The sequence below is a fragment of the Pseudoalteromonas sp. H105 genome, from assembly GCF_001469215.1.
GTDB lineage: Bacteria > Pseudomonadota > Gammaproteobacteria > Enterobacterales > Alteromonadaceae > Pseudoalteromonas.
Window position 1 is genome coordinate 130,527 of sequence record NZ_LOFH01000011.1, and the last position, 18,114, is coordinate 148,640.

Here is an 18,114-nt window from a genome sequence, read left to right on the forward strand (position 1 = left end):
TAGTAAGACGCTGTAAGAACTCAGCTTTAGTATCTCATGACCGTGTGGTTGAGTACTAAAGTTGGGTTGATGTTTAAGCACATTCTCATTGAGAGCAACGCAGTCTTGATGCCGAGCAGGCAACTGTTCGGCATTTTTTCTGTGAGACTTAAGCGCTTGCACTGTAAAAAACAAAGGTATATTGTATACAAAAATAACAAAGGATAACTATGACCCCTACTTTGTTTTCTCATTGGCAGCAGCCACACTCAGAGTGGTTACATATCCACACCCTAGATATGCATACAGGCGGTGAGCCATTACGCATTATTTTAGATGGCTTTGAACAGTTAAAGGGACACACCATGTTAGAAAAACGGGCAGATTGTTTAGCGCGTTTTGATGACTTACGAACAGCCTTAATGTTTGAACCCAGAGGCCATGCTGATATGTATGGCGCTGTTATTACTTCTCCCGAGCGAGTGACGAGTCACTTTGGCGTACTGTTTTTACATAATGAAGGCTACAGCACTATGTGTGGCCACGCCATTATCGCACTGGCAACAGCCGCTAAGGATTGCGCCGTTTTTGAATTTAAACAAGGCATAAACGAGCTCAGAATAGACACCCCAGCAGGGCTTATTAAAGCTTATGTAGCGCTAAACGGGGAGCAATTAGAACAGGTGTACTTTGATAACGTAGCCAGTTATGTTGAAAAACTAGGCTTATCAATTGAGCTACCGATGTTCGGCACTTTAGAGTGTGATATCGCATTTGGTGGTGCTTACTACGCATTTGTAGATGCGGACACCATTGATTTACATTTAACACCCAGTAACCATGAGCAAATCATTAGTCTTGGCAAAGCAATAAAACAACAAGTTAATTGCCAATACCAACCTACTCACCCAGTTGATAGTGAACTGAGCTTTTTATATGGGGTTATTTTTTACTCCAACTCACAAATCACACAGGGTGTATTTAGTCGTCATGTGTGTATTTTTGCACAAGGTGAACTAGACAGAAGCCCAACGGGCACCGGCGTCAGTGCTCGCGCAGCGCTTGAGTATGCGAAAGGGCGCTTATCGGTGCATCAGCGCATTGGCATAGAAAGTATTTTAGGCTCTGTGTTTACAGTTGAAGTAAATCAATCGTGCCAGTTTGAGTCCATCCCTTCGATTATTCCGCGTGTTAGTGGCAGCGCGCATGTAACCGGTAAGCACACATTTTTAATTGATCCCCGTGATCCCTTAAAGCAAGGATTTATATTTCGATGAACGATCACTTTTTACAACGCCAGCAATTAATCAAACAAAAAATGGCGCAACAAAACCTGAGTGCCTTTTTGGTATTAGGGCATGAAAACATTCGTTATTTAACAGGGTTTAGTGGTAACGCGGCGTACGCGTTAATCACAGACTGTGCGCACGTTTTGATTACTGATTATCGCTACTTTGAGCGTGCTCAAAATGAGTGCCAAGGCTTTGAGGTGATTAGTAGAGATCGCGATAACGAAACTCTAGGCCGGTGCATTGCGCGATTTTTAGGGATTAATAGCCAGCTTGGCTTTGATGCCGCTTTTATTAATGTGGCGCTTTGGCAGCAAGTCGCGGCCGATTTACATGCGCATACATTAATCCCTATTCAGGGGCTGGTGGAGTCACTGAGAATGATAAAAAATGATTGGGAAGTTACTCAAATAAAAGCCGCCGCGGCAATTGCAGATCAAGCATTAGCGCAGACGCTGCCTTTTTTTAAAGAAGGTGTAACTGAGCGTGAATTGGCTCTTGAGCTTGAATTTAGAATGCAGCGACTTGGTTCAGAAGGCATGTCGTTTGCCACTATTTTAATGTTTGCAGAGCGCACATCGCTCCCGCACGGTAGCCCAAGTAGCCGAGCTCTCAACATTGGTGATGCAATTACATTAGACTTTGGCGCAGTGATTAATGGTTATCGTTCTGACATGACCAGAAGTTATGTCTTAGGCGAAGCATCAACAAAACAACGCACGATGTACAACACGGTGGCCAATGCACAGCAAACCGCCATTAATTTACTCAAACCGGGCATCAATTGTATTGAGCTACAACACGCTGCGCAAAAGGTGCTTGACGATTCTGGTTATGGGGCGTTTTCAGGTCAGGGTTTAGGCCATGGGTTGGGCCTTTTTTTACATGAGCAGCCATTTATTAATAGCCATTGTGGCCATGTCCTTGAAGCGGGCAACGTGATCACTATTGAACCGGGTATTTATATTCCAGACTTTGGCGGTGTTCGTTTAGAAGAAGATATTTTAATAACAGCCACAGGGTTTGACGTGTTAACCCATGCGCCAAAACCGTTTGAGTTGGAACCCTGATATGCACATAATTGATAAAACACACATAGAGAATGCACTCAACTTTGAGACGTTATTAATGGCGATGCAAACGGGGTTTGCACATGATTTTGGTATGCCAAAACGCAATGTGTATCCGTTAGATGCAAGTAATGACAATCACGATGCATTTGCGGTTTTACCAGCTTGGAATGAGCAAGTGATAGGGGTGAAAGCGTTCACGTATTTCCCTACTAATGCTCAATCAGGGTATGAGTCCTTGTACTCTAAAATTATGCTGTTTTCGCGTCAGCATGGTGAGCCGTTAGCATTAGTGGATGGTACACGGATTACGTTATGGCGAACGGCGGCGGTGTCAGCGTTAGCGAGTCGGTATCTTTCACGAGAAGACAGTGGCCATTTAGTGTTTTATGGTAGCGGTAATTTGGCTGAGTATATGATACGCGCTCACCTTACGGTTAGAAACATTAAGCGTGTGACATTAATAGCGCGCAATGTGGAAAAAGTGACGGCTTTGCAGGCACGTCTACAAAACATATTTGCAGATGTTGAGTTTGTGATAGGGCAAAGCAATGAAGCAATAATTTACAGTGCCGACATTATAAGTTGTGCAACGGGCGCATCAGAACCTTTGTTTGATGGCAATTGGCTAAGGGGGGGAACGCACGTTGACTTAATTGGTAATCATCACAGTGATGCGCGCGAATGCGACAGCATAACGATAAGCCGCAGTCGGGTATATGTAGATAGCCGTGCAAATGTTTTAGCTGAAGCCGGAGAGCTTTTAATCCCCATTAAAGAAGGGGTTTTTAGTGAACAAGAAGTGTGTGCTGAGCTTGCTCAATTAGCACAAGAAAACAACTATGCACGCTTAAACGAAACGGATATAACCTTATTTAAATCAGTCGGCACAGCACTGAGTGATTTAATTGCCGCTAATCATGTATATCAGTCTCTACAAGGTTAAAAATAATGAGCAGTGTGCTATTAATCTTAGGGGGGTGTTTTGTTTTTGCAGGTTTGTTGCCACTGTTAGGTTGGTTTAAAAGCAAAATAAGTAAACATCATTGGCGTGTCTGCAAAGTTGATAATATTACTGTGGCGATTAATCACCGCATTGCCTCGTTAGAGTTGGCACAACAAAAAACCATGATGGTGAGTTTTTGGTTTGAAGGTCATATTTATAGTGTGATGGTAGATTACAGTGATTCACTTTTCTTGCGGTTTAAGCAGGGCAAACCATGTACTTTACTTGTCGATAAAGACAACCCTCTCAATGTTTATAGCAATATTTATATGTGGCACGGCTTTGCATTATCATGGTTGTTAGCGGGTTGTGTTTTAGTATTAGCCAGTTATATATTTTACTAAATGGATAAAAAGGGGGCCTGGTTTTACAGGCACCCCCCTAGGGAAGAATGTTTGGTTAGTCTTTCGGTTTTTTCGCGTAGGGTAAACGCATTAAATGACGGGTTTTGTGATAACTGTCTAAGCCGCTTATTGCAACCGTGTTGATGACTTCAAGATCAAGAAACCCATCGTCCATCACAGCAACGTCATCAACGTGTATATCCATAATTTCGCCGATCACTAATTCAGTACCGTTTACTTGTAGGTGTTGATTTTCTACAAATTTAACGGCGTATTTAAGCCGACTTTGCTCCACAAAAGGCGCTTTGAAATCGGCTAAGTACTGAGGCGTAAGCCCAGTTGCGGTGAACTCTGATTCGTCTTTATCATACCGTGCTGATGTTTGGTGTGCTTGCTCCACGATATCGCTGTTCACTTGGTTGATAGTGAATACGCCTGTTTCAAGAATATTTTCAAATGTGTGGCGGGGAACGCTGTGCGGGCGCATGATCATGCCAACCAAAGGTGGATGCGCACCCAAGTGAATAACAGAACTAACAATGGCAAGATTGGTATTGCCATTGCTGTCTTGTGTGCCGATAAGATTAGCGCTTTTGTAACCTGACAAAGAATTGATTAAGTGCGTGCGGTAATGTTTTTCAAAATTATTAATCGCAGTTTTAGTAATATGCATTGTGGATCCTTACCATTTTATGGGTTGACCTTGCCAGTCAATGTAAGCGGGTTTACCTATTTCGGTCAGTGTGTCTGGGTGTGCTAAGAGCGAAAAGAGTTGCGAAGCAACAAACTCAGGTGTAAATAGCTTCCCCTCAGGCACATTTTTTTGAAATGGCTTTGATAAATGTGTGTCTGTTGTACCTGGGTGAAACAAAACTAGGCGTGTTTGTTTTGCACGGCGCTGTAGCTCAATGGCAGCCGTTTTAAACAGCATATTTAGGGCAGCTTTAGAAGCACGATAACTGTACCACCCACCCAGTTCATTATCGGATATACTGCCAACTCTGGCGCTTAAAGCAGTGATAGTACATGGCGTTTTGTGATTCAATAAAGGTGCAATGGCTTGTAAGCATAATATGGGTGTGAGCGTATTAGAATTTAGCAATGAGTTGAAATATGACTCGTCCAGTTCTTCTAGCTTTTTTTCAGGCATCGCATTTTCGTAATGCAGTTGACCATTAAATATTACTACCTGATGGGGAACGAGCTCTCTGCTTTTGAGCAAGTCGGTTATTTGTGCCAGATTTTGCTTGGAATAATCAGTGATAAAATGTTCAATGTCGGCATTATAAGTGGTTTCTAACTTGCTGCGACTGACAGAAATGATTTTTGCATGCTCATTCGCTCGCACAATTTCATGGATGTAAGCAGCAGCAATGGAACTGCTCGCTCCAAATACTATATATACTGGGTTCATTATTTAATCCTGCAGTTTGATTTACAGACTACAGCTGTGATCTGTAGTCGGTACTTTGCAAATAACCAATAACCGGCATCTGCCAAAGAACGTATGATAGGTAGTTGGAAAATTTTTAACCAAGCGTGTTTTCCCACGGTCTGCCATGCTGTAAATGTCACGTCTAGGCCATAAATCATTTCACCATTATCGAGCTGTCCGTGAAGGTATCCCATCGCATCTGCGCGTTTTATGTTTGAAAAACGGTGTTCAAAATCCTCTTTATTAATGTCTTCAAGGGTGATTTTATTTTCTTTATCAGCGCGTTTGAGTGATTGCATCTCTTTGGCACACAAGGGGCAATTGCCATCGTAAAATATGATCATAATCAGCAAAAAAATTGTCGATACGTTATGTGATGTTACGAAATAGAATATGCTTTGGATCTATTCAATTGGCCTATTGAATGATATTAATAGAGGTGCAGAATAAAAAATATAAGCTTATACCGACTTTTTTTTCTACTCTCACTCCACGGTTTAAAGTCCGGTTAAGCTGATTATAAGTACCCTTAGGGTCGAATCATCAACAATGGAGTATTTGGAATGAGTGAACAATATGCCGCCTTGCGTGGGAACGTCAACTTACTAGGTCAATTATTGGGCCAAACAATTAAAGACACCCAAGGACAAGCGATTTTAGACAAAGTTGAAGAGATTCGTGCTTTGGCTAAATCATCTCGCACAGGCAATGAGCAAGACCGCCAAGCCTTAATTGATGTATTGCATGCATTAACAGATGAAGAGCTATTACCTGTAGCCCGTGCATTTAACCATTTTTTAAATTTGGCCAACGTTGCTGAACAATTTCACACTATTTCACGTTTTAATGATGTTGGCTTTTGCCAGCTAAGCCCCCTTACTCAAACACTTAAAGCGTTATCAAGCCACGCAGAGCAAGGAAAGTTAAACCCCAATGAAATTGCCGAAAGTTTATCTAAGCTACATATCAATTTAGTTTTAACGGCGCATCCAACAGAGGTGACACGCCGAACAATTATTAATAAACATGTTGAGCTGAGCGATTGTTTGGCTTCGCTTGAGCGCACCGATAACCTGCCTTACGAGCGCGAGAATATTCTAAATCGCATTGCTCAGTTAATTAGCCAAGCATGGCATACTGATGATATTCGCCGTTCTAGACCGACGCCAATTGATGAAGCAAAATGGGGCTTCGCCGTGATTGAAAACAGCCTATGGCATGCTGTTCCTCGTTTTTTAAGAGACTTTGGTAAAGAGGTTAAAGAGCACCTTGATTTAGAGTTACCAAGTGATTATAGCCCGATTGAGTTTACCTCATGGATGGGAGGAGACAGAGACGGTAATCCGTTTGTCACTTCACAGGTTACTCAACAAGTGCTGGATCATGGGCGTTGGATGGCGCTTGATTTATACAGCCGCGACATTGATACACTCAGTGCAGAGCTTTCAATGTCACAAGCCAGTGATGAGCTAGTCAAGTTAGCCGGGCAAGATTTCGAACCATACCGCGCTATTTTAAAAGCGTTAAAAGCGCAAGTAAGCGAAACTGTAGCGCACCTTGGTGCTAAAATTATGAATACGCGCACCGAAGCGCAAGACATGGTCACCGATATTAACCAAATAAAGCAGCCGCTTGAAGCGTGCTACCGTTCATTATTAAAAACAAACATGAGTGTTGTGGCTAATGGTTTGTTGCTTGACGTACTGCACCGCATTAATAGCTTTGGTATTCGTTTGGCAAAGTTAGATGTGCGTCAAGATTCGTCACGCCATGCTGATGTGTTTTCAGAGTTGACCCGCTATTTAGGGCTAGGTGATTACAATCAGTGGCAAGAAGAAGACAAACAAGCGTTTTTACTGGCAGAGCTTAATTCGCGCCGTCCGCTTATTCCAAAGCATTGGCAGCCAAGCGCGGATGTGCAAGAAGTGCTCGACACATTCGATGTAATTGCGAAACAAGATGCCTCAACATTTGGTTTGTATGTTATTTCGATGGCACGTACAGCGTCTGATGTACTGGCAGTGCAACTGTTACTAAAAGAGAGTGGTTGTCGCTTTAAACTCCCTGTTGCCCCGTTATTTGAAACGCTTGATGATTTGAATGCAGGGCATAATGTCATTACTCAGCTGCTTGATAACACCTGGTATAGAGGTCAAGCCGATGGTGTGCAAAATGTCATGATTGGCTATTCAGATTCAGCCAAAGACGCAGGAATGATGGCTGCAGGTTGGGCGCAATACGAAGCGATGGATAAACTGGTGCACCTTGCCAAAGAACGCGACATTGAGTTGGTGTTATTCCATGGGCGTGGGGGCACGGTGGGCCGTGGTGGAGCGCCTGCTGCACAAGCATTACGCTCACAACCACCAGGGTCTTTAAAAGGGGGATTACGAGTTACTGAACAAGGCGAAATGATCCGCTTTAAATTTGGTTTGCCTAATGTCGCGCTCGAAAGTCTTAATATTTATGCTGGTGCTGTACTTGAAAGTAACTTATTACCCCCGCCTGAGCCAAAATCGGTATGGCGTGATGTAATGGCACTGATCAGTGAAAAGTCATGTGAACACTACCGTAACGTGGTGCGCTTTGATGAGAACTTTGTCCCTTACTTTAGAATGGCGACGCCTGAACAAGAATTGTCTAAATTGCCTTTGGGTTCACGCCCGGCTAAACGTAACCCGAATGGGGGGGTAGAGAGTTTACGTGCAATTCCTTGGATTTTTGCGTGGAGCCAAAACCGCTTGATGTTGCCGGCATGGCTGGGGGCATTAACCGGTTTACAAGCAGCGCTTGAGAAGTATGGTATTGATACACTCAATGAAATGAACCAGCAATGGCCATTTTTTAGAGCGCGTTTAGAAATGTTGGAAATGGTGTTTAGTAAGGCTGACAGTTGGTTAAGTGCACATTATGATGATGCCCTTGTTGAAGACCAATATAAGCCTTTAGGTGAAGCGCTGCGTAATGAATTAAAACACGCAATCGCCTTGGTGCAATCGTTAAGCCCACAAAAAACATTGCTTGCAGGCCAACCTTGGATCAAACAGTCTATCGGGTTAAGAAACCCCTATACAGACCCACTTAATGTGCTTCAAGTTGAACTTTTAAAACGTTCGCGCGAGGTGGTTGAGGGAAGTTCAGGTGACATAGATAACGCGCTGATGATTACCATGACAGGCATTGCTGCCGGTATGCGTAACACCGGTTAATTAAGGTTTGATTGAACTGGCATTTATTTGTTCTTTAGCCGATAAATGGCCATCAATGGGTAAGTTCATTATAAAACACGCGCCGTGCTGGCAGGGTACGGCGCTAATATTACCAAACAGTTGATATTTCACTGCATTAAATACTATGTTCAGCCCAAGCCCTAAATGATTTCCGCCTAAATTGGTCGAATAAAAAGGGGTGAAAATTTCTTTTAAAATCGAATCATCAATCCCACTTCCGTTATCCTGAAAAATGAGGGTGATGGTATAGCGCTGTTTTTTTATCGTGACAGTAATCGTTGGGTTTTCCACACCATTAAAGCCATGCTCATAGGCATTGATCACTAATGTTTTAAGTACATCCCCTATTATTGATGGGTTTGATGTTAGAGAGACCTCATCCCCCTTAACTTGATAATCAAGATGGATTGTAAAGTAGGTTTTTAATGTTTCCAGCCGTTCAGTAATAAACTGCTTGAGTTCAAATGATTGCATTGGTTTTTTGAGTGAGCTAGCTACATTAAGCGCTTTAAATTGCTCAATCATACTTACAACTCGCGTAATATTATTGAGAACCAGATGTTGAGCTTCATTGGTGTTTTCTATAAAACGGTTGAAGTCTTTGGTGCTCAGGGTTTTGCTTTTAAACTTTTGTTCAAGCTCTTGTAAGTTTTCAGCGATATACGTTATTGCTGTGGTGGCAGTGCCTATCGGGGTATTAAGTTGATGGGCCATACCCGATACAAGTACAGTTAGAGAGGCTATTTTTTGTGCTTCAATTAAGTTTGTTTGGGTTTCTTCTAATGTTTGTAAGGTGTTCGCCAAGTGCTGTTTACGCCTGTATATATTACTTATTGCAAAAAACGACCCTAGGCTAATTATTATCAGTGAAATTACAACGCTGAGAGCCAAGTCTTTAAAAGCATTTACTTTTTGTGCTTTTAATTGTTTCTCACGGGTTAGCTCGGCGATTTTTACTTCTTTTTCATTTGTTTCGGCTTGAGCAATTGCTTTGGCAAGATTTATATCTGCTTGTTGTTTAATGAGTTGCGTTTCAGCAGCCGTGTGTTTTTTATATGAGCTTATCGCTTGTTGGTACCTTCCTGTTGATTCAAAGAGTTGCGATTCGAATAGGTACACTTTGGAGGTAAATAATAAATCATCGTCAAGGTGGATGTTTTTTGTAACACGAGTAAGCTCGTTTGTTGCGCGGTCGGTATCATCCATAGCAGCATAGGTTTTTGCTAACTCAAATTGGGCTCTGTGTTGATCTTTCACTAAATCTTGCACAGTAAAAATAGCTAACGATTGATTAATAGAAATTAATGCAAGAGGATATTGTTTCTCAGCCCGTTCAATTTCGGCCATAAGTAAATAAGATTCAGCTAACAGATAATCAAACTGGTGCTGTTGTTTTACTTTCATTATTTCGCTGAGCAGGCTTTTCGCTTCAGTAAACTGTTCTTTCGCAATCAGGGTTTTGGCTAAATTGATTGTGACAATTGAGTTATCCAATGGTTTATTCGAGTGTTGTAGGTAATCTGCATAGCGGCGAAAGGCTCTTTCGGCTTCATCTAGCATGCCCAGAGCAAGGTACACTTCACCAATATTATTCAGCGTTTGATTCGTAATATCATCGCTTAAAAGTGCAGCATACTTGAGTGCTTCAGATAGATGTTCTAGCGCAAGCTTGTGAAGGTTAAGTTGTATGTAAACGCCCGCAGAAATATTATAATAGCCATACATCAAGGCACGTTTCGATGATTTTTCGGCTAAGTTTTTATAGATAATGAGTGTTTTCATCGCAGGTTTGAATTGTTTTGCTTCAAGTTGAAACCACGCTTTGTAATTAAGCAAAACTAATCGTTGATCAGGAGTAAAGTTGTCGCTCGCTAATTGTTCATCTAAACTTGCAATAGCAACATGAGGGCTTTGTGCATAATTATCGCGTATTTCAGTGCGAAGCTTTTCAAATTCTTTTTTATCTAATACGGTGGCTTTTGCAGGCAAAAAGCACACTAAAAGAACAACCAGAAACCAAATCCGAAGCATACAATTTTCCCTGTTTACACTGATTGTTAAATATTCAACTCCATTATAAAGTATAAATAGATCGGTAAACCTCGGAACATTCCCATTTCTCGCTAAGAAAAGTAGTACTTTTTTCTGTTTTAACACTATGGTCTGACCTGTTGGTATGATAATTCTTGACTCAAACTAATAAAAAACTACAATACTTGCCTTTGTTGAATAAGAGCTTTTCTTATTTAGCTTAACCTGTATTAATTCGATTGAGCCTTTAATGTCAAATATTTCAACCAGCATCACATTTGATGCATCTTCATCATTAATCATGATGACATTGAGAGGGAATGCGTCAGCACAGGATGTGGTTAATTTTTATCAGATAGCGCAACAGCACGTTGCAATCTATGGCAGTAACAAATTACTTGTCGATGTGTCTGAGGTAACGCATAACTTTCCTGCGAGTGACTTATTAAATATTATGCCTGTAATCTCGAATTGGCTAAAACATTGCGTTGTGGCAAGAGTGGTTAGCTTTGACGGCTTTATGCATGATTTATTTTTACAAAAAGCAAAACGCTTTGATATCACTGCTGAAAATTTCGAGTGCTTTAGAAGCGCAAAAACATGGCTTGTAAATCAATCTGGTAATTAGCGACTGAACATTTTACACTATGAAGCCATTAGATAAGTAAAATGTATTTATGACTTCATCAACATCTCCTTCGCCTATAAATTCAATAACAGGGCACACACATCTATTTGATAAACCAAAGCGCGATGCGTTGTTCAATCAAATAAAATCACAAAGAGGTAGGTTAACTACCCAAGACATAGAAAATCTATGTAGTGAATATTCACTTACTCAGGAACAACTGCTCAGGGAGTGTTTACCGATCGCTTCCTTGTTTGCTGTAGCGCCCGTATCACACTTTTTAGTGGGCGCGGTGGTACTAGGGCTTGATGAAAACCAGCACGTTAACTTTTACTTTGGTGCTAATGTTGAATTTACACATCAACCGCTAAGTTTAGTCGTGCATGCTGAGCAATCAGCAATTAATAATGCTTGGCTTAATGGCGCTAAATCAATTGTTAAAATTGCCATCAGTGATGCACCTTGTGGCTACTGTCGTCAGTTTATGAATGAGCTGGCAGATGCCACGACCTTTGATATTTTATTACCAAGTCAGCAATATAAACTCAACGAGTTATTACCTGCTGCGTTTGGGCCGACTGACTTAGGGAATGAGTACAGTTTATTTAACCCGGCTCCTGTTACACAAACAGTGGTAGATCAAAGTGGGGTATGTGGGGCATTAGTTGATGCGGCATTAAATGCTTATGTGCCTTACACTAAGAATTTTAGCGCAGTAAAAATTACGACGTTTGAGCATGGCAACTTTTATGGTCGTTATGCTGAAAACGCAGCGTATAGCCCAAGTCTTGCACCGCTGCAAAGTGCTATCAGCCAGTTATACTTGGCAGGTCTACCAATGGATGCCCAAACAATTCAGAAGATTGAGCTGGTGCAGACAAAAGGGGCTGAAAATCAGCAGCAAGTGAGCGAAGCTGTGCTGGCAAGTTATGCTAACTTACCAGCCTTAGAAACCTATAGTTTACGACTTACTCAGTAAGACTTTAGCAGCTTCAAGCACCACGGCGACAGATTTTCTCTCTATTTCGCCGTGGTCTACATTTGGGATTTCTTGACGAGTTCTGTTAACTAAAACACCCGCAACGCACGCTGCTTTTAGCCCTAATGCTGCACACATGGTAAATAATGTGGCTGATTCCATTTCATAATTCATTACACCAAGTTTTTGCCATTCTTCACAGCTCCCTTGAAATGCTTTTGGTACATAACCTGAGTACGTGTCGTAACGTTCTTGGCCTGGGTAGAATGTGTCGCTTGATGCGGTGATACCAATATGAAAATCAATATCTAAGTTATTACAGGCTGCTACCATTGCTTGCGTTGCAAAAAAATCAGAGACAGCTGGGTAGCTAAGTGGTGCAAAGTGTTGGCTTGCGCCATCTAAACGAACGGATGCTTGGCTAATTAAAATATCGCCCTCGTTAATATGAGGTTGGATAGCGCCAGTGGTACCAATACGCAAAAATGTCTCTATGCCAAGTTGAGCAAGCTCTTCTACCGCAATAGATGTAGATGGGCCGCCAATCCCCGTTGAACATACAACCACTGATTGACCACTGAGCGTACCTAAATAAGCATGAAATTCACGGGTACGCACTAAGCAATGTGGGTTTTCTAAATGTTCTGATATACGTGCTGAACGATCTGGGTCGCCTGGCACGATTGCTAATGTAGCGCCTTGCAAGTCATTGCGAGTGAGTCCTAGGTGAAATACCTTTTCCATAGTGGTGCTGCCTTATTAATACTTTTTATAATTAGCGTTTAACAACGCTAAATTTATAGAGAGTTGTTGTCAATATAGCATCATTACGATTAAGAATGCCTAAGTACAGGACGGATGTCCGTTTATACCTAAGCCCTTTTAAATAACACGTTATTAAATTAAACGTGATGTAACAATGTAAATGGTCATAAAAAAGGCTTATAAGTGCAAAGTGAATCACCGCCCTTAATTCACTTTTATTCATTCACTATGAATATTCAATCACCGAGTGCTATTTTTCAAATAGTGCAAAGGTTGACTTGTTTAGGCAGACACTATATCACTCACTTAATGTATTTTATTTGAACTTATGCGTTGTATTGTAATGCGGCTTAATTTATTGATATTAAATAACATTTAAAATTTATTTGGTGTTAATCCGAAGCGCGTTTGAGTCAATAAAACTGTGCGCACTAGCAGTATGAAGGTTTTATTAAACTTATTTTCAACAACGCTTTTTTGCATAACTACGCAAGAACATACAGTTAAGGAATCGAAATGAGCACACAATGGCAAACATTCAAAAGTAAAGTTGAGCACTGCTTATGCCCACCAGGCGACGGTGTTTTTACCGTTAATACAGCCAAAGAGCGTAAAGCTGCATTACGTAATAAGCTTTACGGTCAAGAAGATAACGTTGAGCCTTTATGGCGTGACTCTTTAGATACCCTTGCTGATAGCCCTCACAAAGCAGTCATGCTTGGCATTAGCTCTGATTGTGGCGGTGGTATTTTGCGCGGCGCAAATTGGGGGCCGTTGTTTTTACGTTCAACGTTGATTGATCAACAACCACAGGCTAAATCATTTGATTTAGGTGATGTACGCGTTATTCCTCATTTACTCCATGATAAATATTTGAATGAAGCAACCATCAGCAACTGTCAAAAAGCACTGTATGATAATCCAAATAGCGATTATTACGTCAGCCCTCTATCTATCACTGAAGATGTGTGTGATAGCTTTTATGCCACATTTACGGATAAAGGCATTTTTGGCATTGGCGGTGACCATTCAATTAGCTACCCACTAACCAAAGCGTACTTAAAAGCAAAACGTGAGCAAGGCAAACGCACTGCAATCATTCATTTTGATGCACATACTGATTTATTAGTTGAGCGTTTAGGTATCGATTTATGCTTTGGCTCGTGGTGTACACATATTTTGGAGTTTTTACCTGCACCAAAGAACTTGGTTCAGTTTGGAATTCGCTCTAGTGGCAAACCTAAAGAGCACTGGGAGTCAACGTTTGGTATTAAGCAACATTGGGCGCACGAAATTATTGAACGTGGCGCGCACGATATTGCTCAAGAAGTGATTGCACAGCTTAAAGCGGATAATGTCGATGAACTCTATGTGAGCTTTGATATTGATGCCCTTGATGAAGAGTTTGCATCGGCGACCGGTACCCCTGAAGGCAATGGTTTAACACCACAACATGCGCTTGATATATTGTCTGCACTGGCTGATGAGTTCCCAATTACGGGAGCTGATATGATGGAAATTGCGCCATTTACTGATAGCTCCTTAGTAGGGCAATCAAGTTCAGAAACAACGCTGAGGGAAGGGGCTAAAATCTCAGCATTTTTGATTAATGCAATGAATCGCTAGTTTATTCAGATTATTAAAATTAAAACAGGCTTTATAGCCTGTTTTCTATTCACTTATCAGTTAATTGAGGCTATATTTAATTAATCATCAATAAATAATGATGAAACAATTAAGTAAAGTGGGGTAGTAGTGAATAAATGGATCTATTTATTATGTGTTGCTTTTAGCTCGCAATGCTTTGCTAAATTAAATGTAGTGACGGAAAACTTCCCGCCGGCGCAATACCTCGATCATAATAATAAATTAACGGGTCATGTGTACGAAAGAGTACGCAAAGCACTCGATAGCTCTTCGCTTGACTACAGCATAACGGTGCATAGTTGGAGCACAGCTTACAATGCGGCACTACGCGACCCGCAAACGTGTATTTTTTCTATATCACGATCAGAATTACGAGAAGATAAACTAGTCTGGATTGCTCAATTATCAGATTTGAACACCTACTTCTATGCATTAAACTCTAAAACTATTTCGCTGGATAATTTAGAGCAAGCAAAAAAATTCCGCATCGCTGTACTCAAAGATAATTATAGTCATCAATATTTGGTATCGCAGGGTTTTGAAGAGGGTAAAAACCTGTTGTTAATAGACAGTTTTGATAATATTTTTAATATTGTTAGTAGCCGTAAAAATAGTATCGACTTAGTCGTTTTGCCAGAGCAACGTGTAGAGTATGAGCATAGCAAACGAGCTGTTAAAGAAAACTTAAAAGCCGTGCTAAAAATCCAAGTGACGCAACCTGCACTCTATTTTGCTTGTCATAAACAGATAGACAAAGCATCTATAAAAGAATTAACCCGCGTATTTTCTGAAGCAAGTTGAATGAATCATAACTTGTTGTTTTTATTTTATTTTTATATTTTAAAATAGGTATTGCTCTGCGCTAAAAAGCGCCTATAATTCAGCAGCTTTTATTGATGAAAGCATACTTTATTGGAGTAATTAATGGGTGATTTAATCGGGATTGGTTTATTGATCTTGATCAGTGCGTTGTTTGCTATGTCTGAAATTGCAATAGCGGCTTCGCGCAAAATAAAATTAAGAGTTATGGCTGATGAAGGAAGCGCCAACGCGGCAGCGGTGTTAAAACTGCAAGAGCAACCCGGCGCTTTTTTTGCCATGATTCAAATTGCACTCAATGCCATTGCAATTTTAGGCGGTATTGTGGGGGAGCAAGCACTATCTCCTTATGTTGAACGTGTTTTAGCCATGGTTTACCAAGGCCCATTACTAGCGCAAATTAGCTTTATCATTTCATTTTTTACGATTACATCGTTGTTTATTTTATTTGCCGATTTAATGCCAAAGCGTTTAGCAATGATTATGCCCGAAGCTGTAGCGGTTAGGCTTGTTACACTCATGCGCTGGGTGACGTTTGCACTGACACCACTGGTGATGTTTTTTAATGGTCTGACAAATATTATTTTAAAGTTGTTTAAAGTACCCGCAGAGCGTGAAGATATTGTTACCACAGAAGACATTGTGGCAATGATGGATGCCGGCGCTGAATATGGCAGCCTGCAGCAACAAGAATATAATTTAATTGGTAACGTGTTTGACCTTGAAGCGCGCTTTTTATCCAGTGTGATGACACCCCGCGATCAAATAGTTTATTTTGATATTAAAGAAGCCAGTGCAGATATAGCCAGTAAGATAATTGATCACCCGCATAATCACTTTTTAGTGTGCAATGGTAATTTAGATAAACTTATCGGCTCTGTTGAGTCTAAAGATATACTGCGCCAAGTGCTCAAAGGCGAAGCGGCCAATATTAATGATGAACTCTTAGAAAAAGAAACCTTTTATTTACCTGAAACACTGAGTTTGTCAGAGGCATTGAACGCATTTAAAGGAGCGGCCAAACCCTTTGCAGTGGTTGTGAATGAGTATGCGCTGGTGGTCGGTATTGTGACCGTTAAAGACTTAATGAAAGGGTTTATGGGCGATTTAATAACCCATACTGGTGATGAGTTGATTATAGCGCGTGACGAGAGTTCGTGGTTGGTAGATGGCTTAACCCCTGTAGTAGAGTTGGCTAAAGTACTTGAAATTGATGAGTTTCCAGAACAAATGCACTATGAAACCGTTGCTGGTTTTCTAATTTACTCAATGAAGCGCATTCCAAAACGAGCAGAGTTTATTAACTACGCTGGCTTTAAATTTGAAGTGGTGGACGTAGAAGGCGTAAGAGTAGAGCAATTACTGGTCTCAAAAATACCTTCAGTAATATAAATTAAGTGGTAGTAGATTACACCTGACTTCCTGTTTGGATGAAAAGGCCAGGACCTCAGCTGACAGGCAGCTTTGATCTATAACCGATTATTCAGATGAGTCGTCATTAACTTAGTAGAATAAGAGGAAACTTTCCTCTTTTTTACATGTTTATATAAGCTACAAAAAGCATAATATTTATAGCTGGCAATAGCTTACACTATTTGCTATTAATATAAGTTCACAAAATAAGGACGTTTTCGCGCTAAAATAGGGAAAATGTCCTCTGATAAAGTTGTTATATTGCAAGGGAAGTATGCGTACAATTTTAGCGTTTTTATTCATTCTAGTTTCGTTTAAGTCTGTTGCTTCAACGGACATACACATGCTTGTTCCGACTAAGTTAACTTATCAAGAGCTTTTTGACTTAGGAATTAAAAGAGTAATTGTAGAGTCAGAAAATGGAATAAATAACTGGGCAATTATTGTTTATCCCGTCAAAGATGATAAAGGAGAAACTTTATCTGAAGTTGCAGTAACCATGCAATTAGACGACAGGGAAATGCTAATGACTGTGACGAAGTCAGATGTACTTACAAACAACCAATTTATGCGTAGTGATATTGCATTCGTTAACGAAAGTAATTTAATTGTTCAAATTAATATTTCCTATGGCGGTCGAGATCTAATTATCCCTAACGTCATGGAATTAAAAACTATTAAATACAGTGAGTATGAGTTGCAATATAACAACACGCCCTGAGGTGGACAGCTAGCACTAAAGCCCACTTTCCACCGCAAATTTTAACAGCGGTGATCCCTTACTTCTCAATGCCGTTAAGTAAGTTGATTCATCGTAGGGCGTATGTGTTTTCCAGCATCTAAATAGGATCCGTATCCACTTAAATGCCAATGATCTGATGATGGTATTATGAGGTTTTCCTTTGGCTTCTTGCTGCCGATAATAGGCTTTTGCCCAAAATGAATATCGCACAGAGAGCCCAGCCCATTCCACAAACGTTTGCCTTAAAAACTTAGTGCATGAGTACCGCCAGTGTATCCATTCCTTTTTGCCACTGCGTTTGGTTACGGGAGCAATGCCTGCGTATTTTTGTATGTCAGCGGCGCATTTATAGCGATCACGATTTGACCCCATAGCGGCTAATAATCGAGGGGCTAATTGTGGCCCTGCACCCGGTAAGCTATCAAAAATAGCGCGATCTGTATGTTGCTTATAAAGTGTTTTAATTTCGTCATCAAATCGTGTTATTGCCATCATCAGCTGTTTAAGTTGCGGCACGAGGCATTCAATAAGCAATAAGTTTGGCGTGATCACCGCCATATCTTCGGTGAGTATTTCTGCCCCCTTTATTTCTTTTATCCGCTTTTCATTAACGAGTGGATAGCGGGAATTATGTTGATTAAAGAAGTCGAGTAGTGTTTGTTTTCTCGCTTTTTTAGCGTGAGCAAGAGAGGGCCAGCGTAATAAGAAGTCACAGAATATTTGAGTGTCTTTTTCTT

Annotated in this window: 17 protein-coding genes; 11 read left to right on the forward strand and 6 right to left on the reverse strand. The window is 40.8% G+C overall.

Annotated features, from left to right (window positions below; genetic code table 11):
• Positions 1-209: 209 nt before the first annotated feature.
• From ATS75_RS16965 to ATS75_RS16980, 4 genes are read left to right on the forward strand one after another with little or no spacing between them, the layout of a single operon-like run.
• Positions 210-1,256 (forward strand): proline racemase family protein, encoded by a 1,047-nt coding sequence (locus tag ATS75_RS16965; RefSeq protein ID WP_058561600.1) that lies wholly within the window; start codon positions 210-212, stop codon positions 1,254-1,256.
• Positions 1,253-2,338, forward strand: coding sequence for a M24 family metallopeptidase (locus ATS75_RS16970; RefSeq protein WP_058561601.1), 1,086 nt, complete (start codon positions 1,253-1,255; stop codon positions 2,336-2,338). Before ATS75_RS16965 ends, ATS75_RS16970 begins: the two co-directional genes overlap by 4 nt.
• A 1-nt stretch (position 2,339) precedes the next feature.
• Entirely contained in the window at positions 2,340-3,284 is a 945-nt protein-coding gene (locus ATS75_RS16975; RefSeq protein ID WP_058561602.1) for an ornithine cyclodeaminase family protein, read from the forward strand.
• 5 nt (positions 3,285-3,289) lie between these two features.
• Positions 3,290-3,688 (forward strand): hypothetical protein, encoded by a 399-nt coding sequence (locus ATS75_RS16980; protein WP_058561603.1) that lies wholly within the window; start codon positions 3,290-3,292, stop codon positions 3,686-3,688.
• Between the two features lie 55 nt (positions 3,689-3,743).
• On the opposite strand, the gene ATS75_RS16985 is transcribed toward ATS75_RS16980, so the two are convergent.
• From ATS75_RS16985 to ATS75_RS16995, 3 genes are read right to left on the reverse strand one after another with little or no spacing between them, the layout of a single operon-like run.
• Positions 3,744-4,361 carry a flavin reductase family protein gene (locus ATS75_RS16985; RefSeq protein WP_058561604.1) on the reverse strand — a complete coding sequence of 206 codons (618 nt, stop codon included), beginning with the start codon at positions 4,359-4,361 and terminating at the stop codon, positions 3,744-3,746.
• A gap of 9 nt (positions 4,362-4,370) precedes the next feature.
• Positions 4,371-5,102, reverse strand: coding sequence for an SDR family NAD(P)-dependent oxidoreductase (locus ATS75_RS16990; protein ID WP_058561605.1), 732 nt, complete (start codon positions 5,100-5,102; stop codon positions 4,371-4,373).
• A complete protein-coding gene (locus tag ATS75_RS16995; protein WP_058561606.1) occupies positions 5,102-5,467 on the reverse strand; it encodes a thiol-disulfide oxidoreductase DCC family protein in 366 nt (121 codons plus the stop codon). Before ATS75_RS16995 ends, ATS75_RS16990 begins: the two co-directional genes overlap by 1 nt.
• Positions 5,468-5,686: 219 nt before the next feature.
• On the opposite strand from ATS75_RS16995, the gene ppc reads away from it, so the two are divergent.
• Positions 5,687-8,332, forward strand: a complete 2,646-nt coding sequence (gene ppc / locus ATS75_RS17000; protein WP_058561607.1) for a phosphoenolpyruvate carboxylase — start codon at positions 5,687-5,689, stop codon at positions 8,330-8,332.
• Here ppc and ATS75_RS17005 read toward each other — a convergent pair whose 3' ends face one another.
• Entirely contained in the window at positions 8,333-10,384 is a 2,052-nt protein-coding gene (locus ATS75_RS17005) for an ATP-binding protein (protein ID WP_058561608.1), read from the reverse strand.
• Positions 10,385-10,634: 250 nt separating this feature from the next.
• Here ATS75_RS17005 and ATS75_RS17010 point away from each other — a divergent pair, with 250 nt between their 5' ends.
• Positions 10,635-11,012 carry a hypothetical protein gene (locus ATS75_RS17010; RefSeq protein ID WP_058561609.1) on the forward strand — a complete coding sequence of 126 codons (378 nt, stop codon included), beginning with the start codon at positions 10,635-10,637 and terminating at the stop codon, positions 11,010-11,012.
• Positions 11,013-11,061: 49 nt separating this feature from the next.
• Positions 11,062-11,991: a cytidine deaminase gene (gene cdd / locus ATS75_RS17015; RefSeq protein ID WP_058561610.1), complete on the forward strand. Its 930-nt coding sequence runs from the start codon at positions 11,062-11,064 to the stop codon at positions 11,989-11,991.
• Here the strand turns inward: cdd and udp are convergent.
• On the reverse strand, positions 11,974-12,735 hold the full coding sequence (udp, locus tag ATS75_RS17020; RefSeq protein ID WP_058561611.1) for a uridine phosphorylase: 762 nt from the start codon (positions 12,733-12,735) through the stop codon (positions 11,974-11,976). The two genes, cdd and udp, sit on opposite strands and share 18 nt — an antisense overlap.
• A 537-nt stretch (positions 12,736-13,272) precedes the next feature.
• Here udp and ATS75_RS17025 point away from each other — a divergent pair.
• The 4 genes from ATS75_RS17025 to ATS75_RS17040 all read left to right on the forward strand — a co-directional run bounded on the left by ATS75_RS17025 (position 13,273) and on the right by ATS75_RS17040 (position 17,356).
• A complete protein-coding gene (locus tag ATS75_RS17025) occupies positions 13,273-14,382 on the forward strand; it encodes an arginase family protein (protein ID WP_058561612.1) in 1,110 nt (369 codons plus the stop codon).
• Between the two features lie 129 nt (positions 14,383-14,511).
• Entirely contained in the window at positions 14,512-15,204 is a 693-nt protein-coding gene (locus ATS75_RS17030; RefSeq protein ID WP_058561613.1) for a transporter substrate-binding domain-containing protein, read from the forward strand.
• Positions 15,205-15,327: 123 nt separating this feature from the next.
• On the forward strand, positions 15,328-16,614 hold the full coding sequence (locus ATS75_RS17035; protein WP_058561614.1) for a hemolysin family protein: 1,287 nt from the start codon (positions 15,328-15,330) through the stop codon (positions 16,612-16,614).
• Positions 16,615-16,909: 295 nt separating this feature from the next.
• On the forward strand, positions 16,910-17,356 hold the full coding sequence (locus tag ATS75_RS17040) for a hypothetical protein (protein WP_058561615.1): 447 nt from the start codon (positions 16,910-16,912) through the stop codon (positions 17,354-17,356).
• Positions 17,357-17,371: 15 nt separating this feature from the next.
• Here the strand turns inward: ATS75_RS17040 and ATS75_RS17045 are convergent.
• On the reverse strand, positions 17,372-18,114 hold a 743-nt coding region (locus ATS75_RS17045), incomplete at its 5' end, for an IS110 family transposase (RefSeq protein ID WP_058561626.1).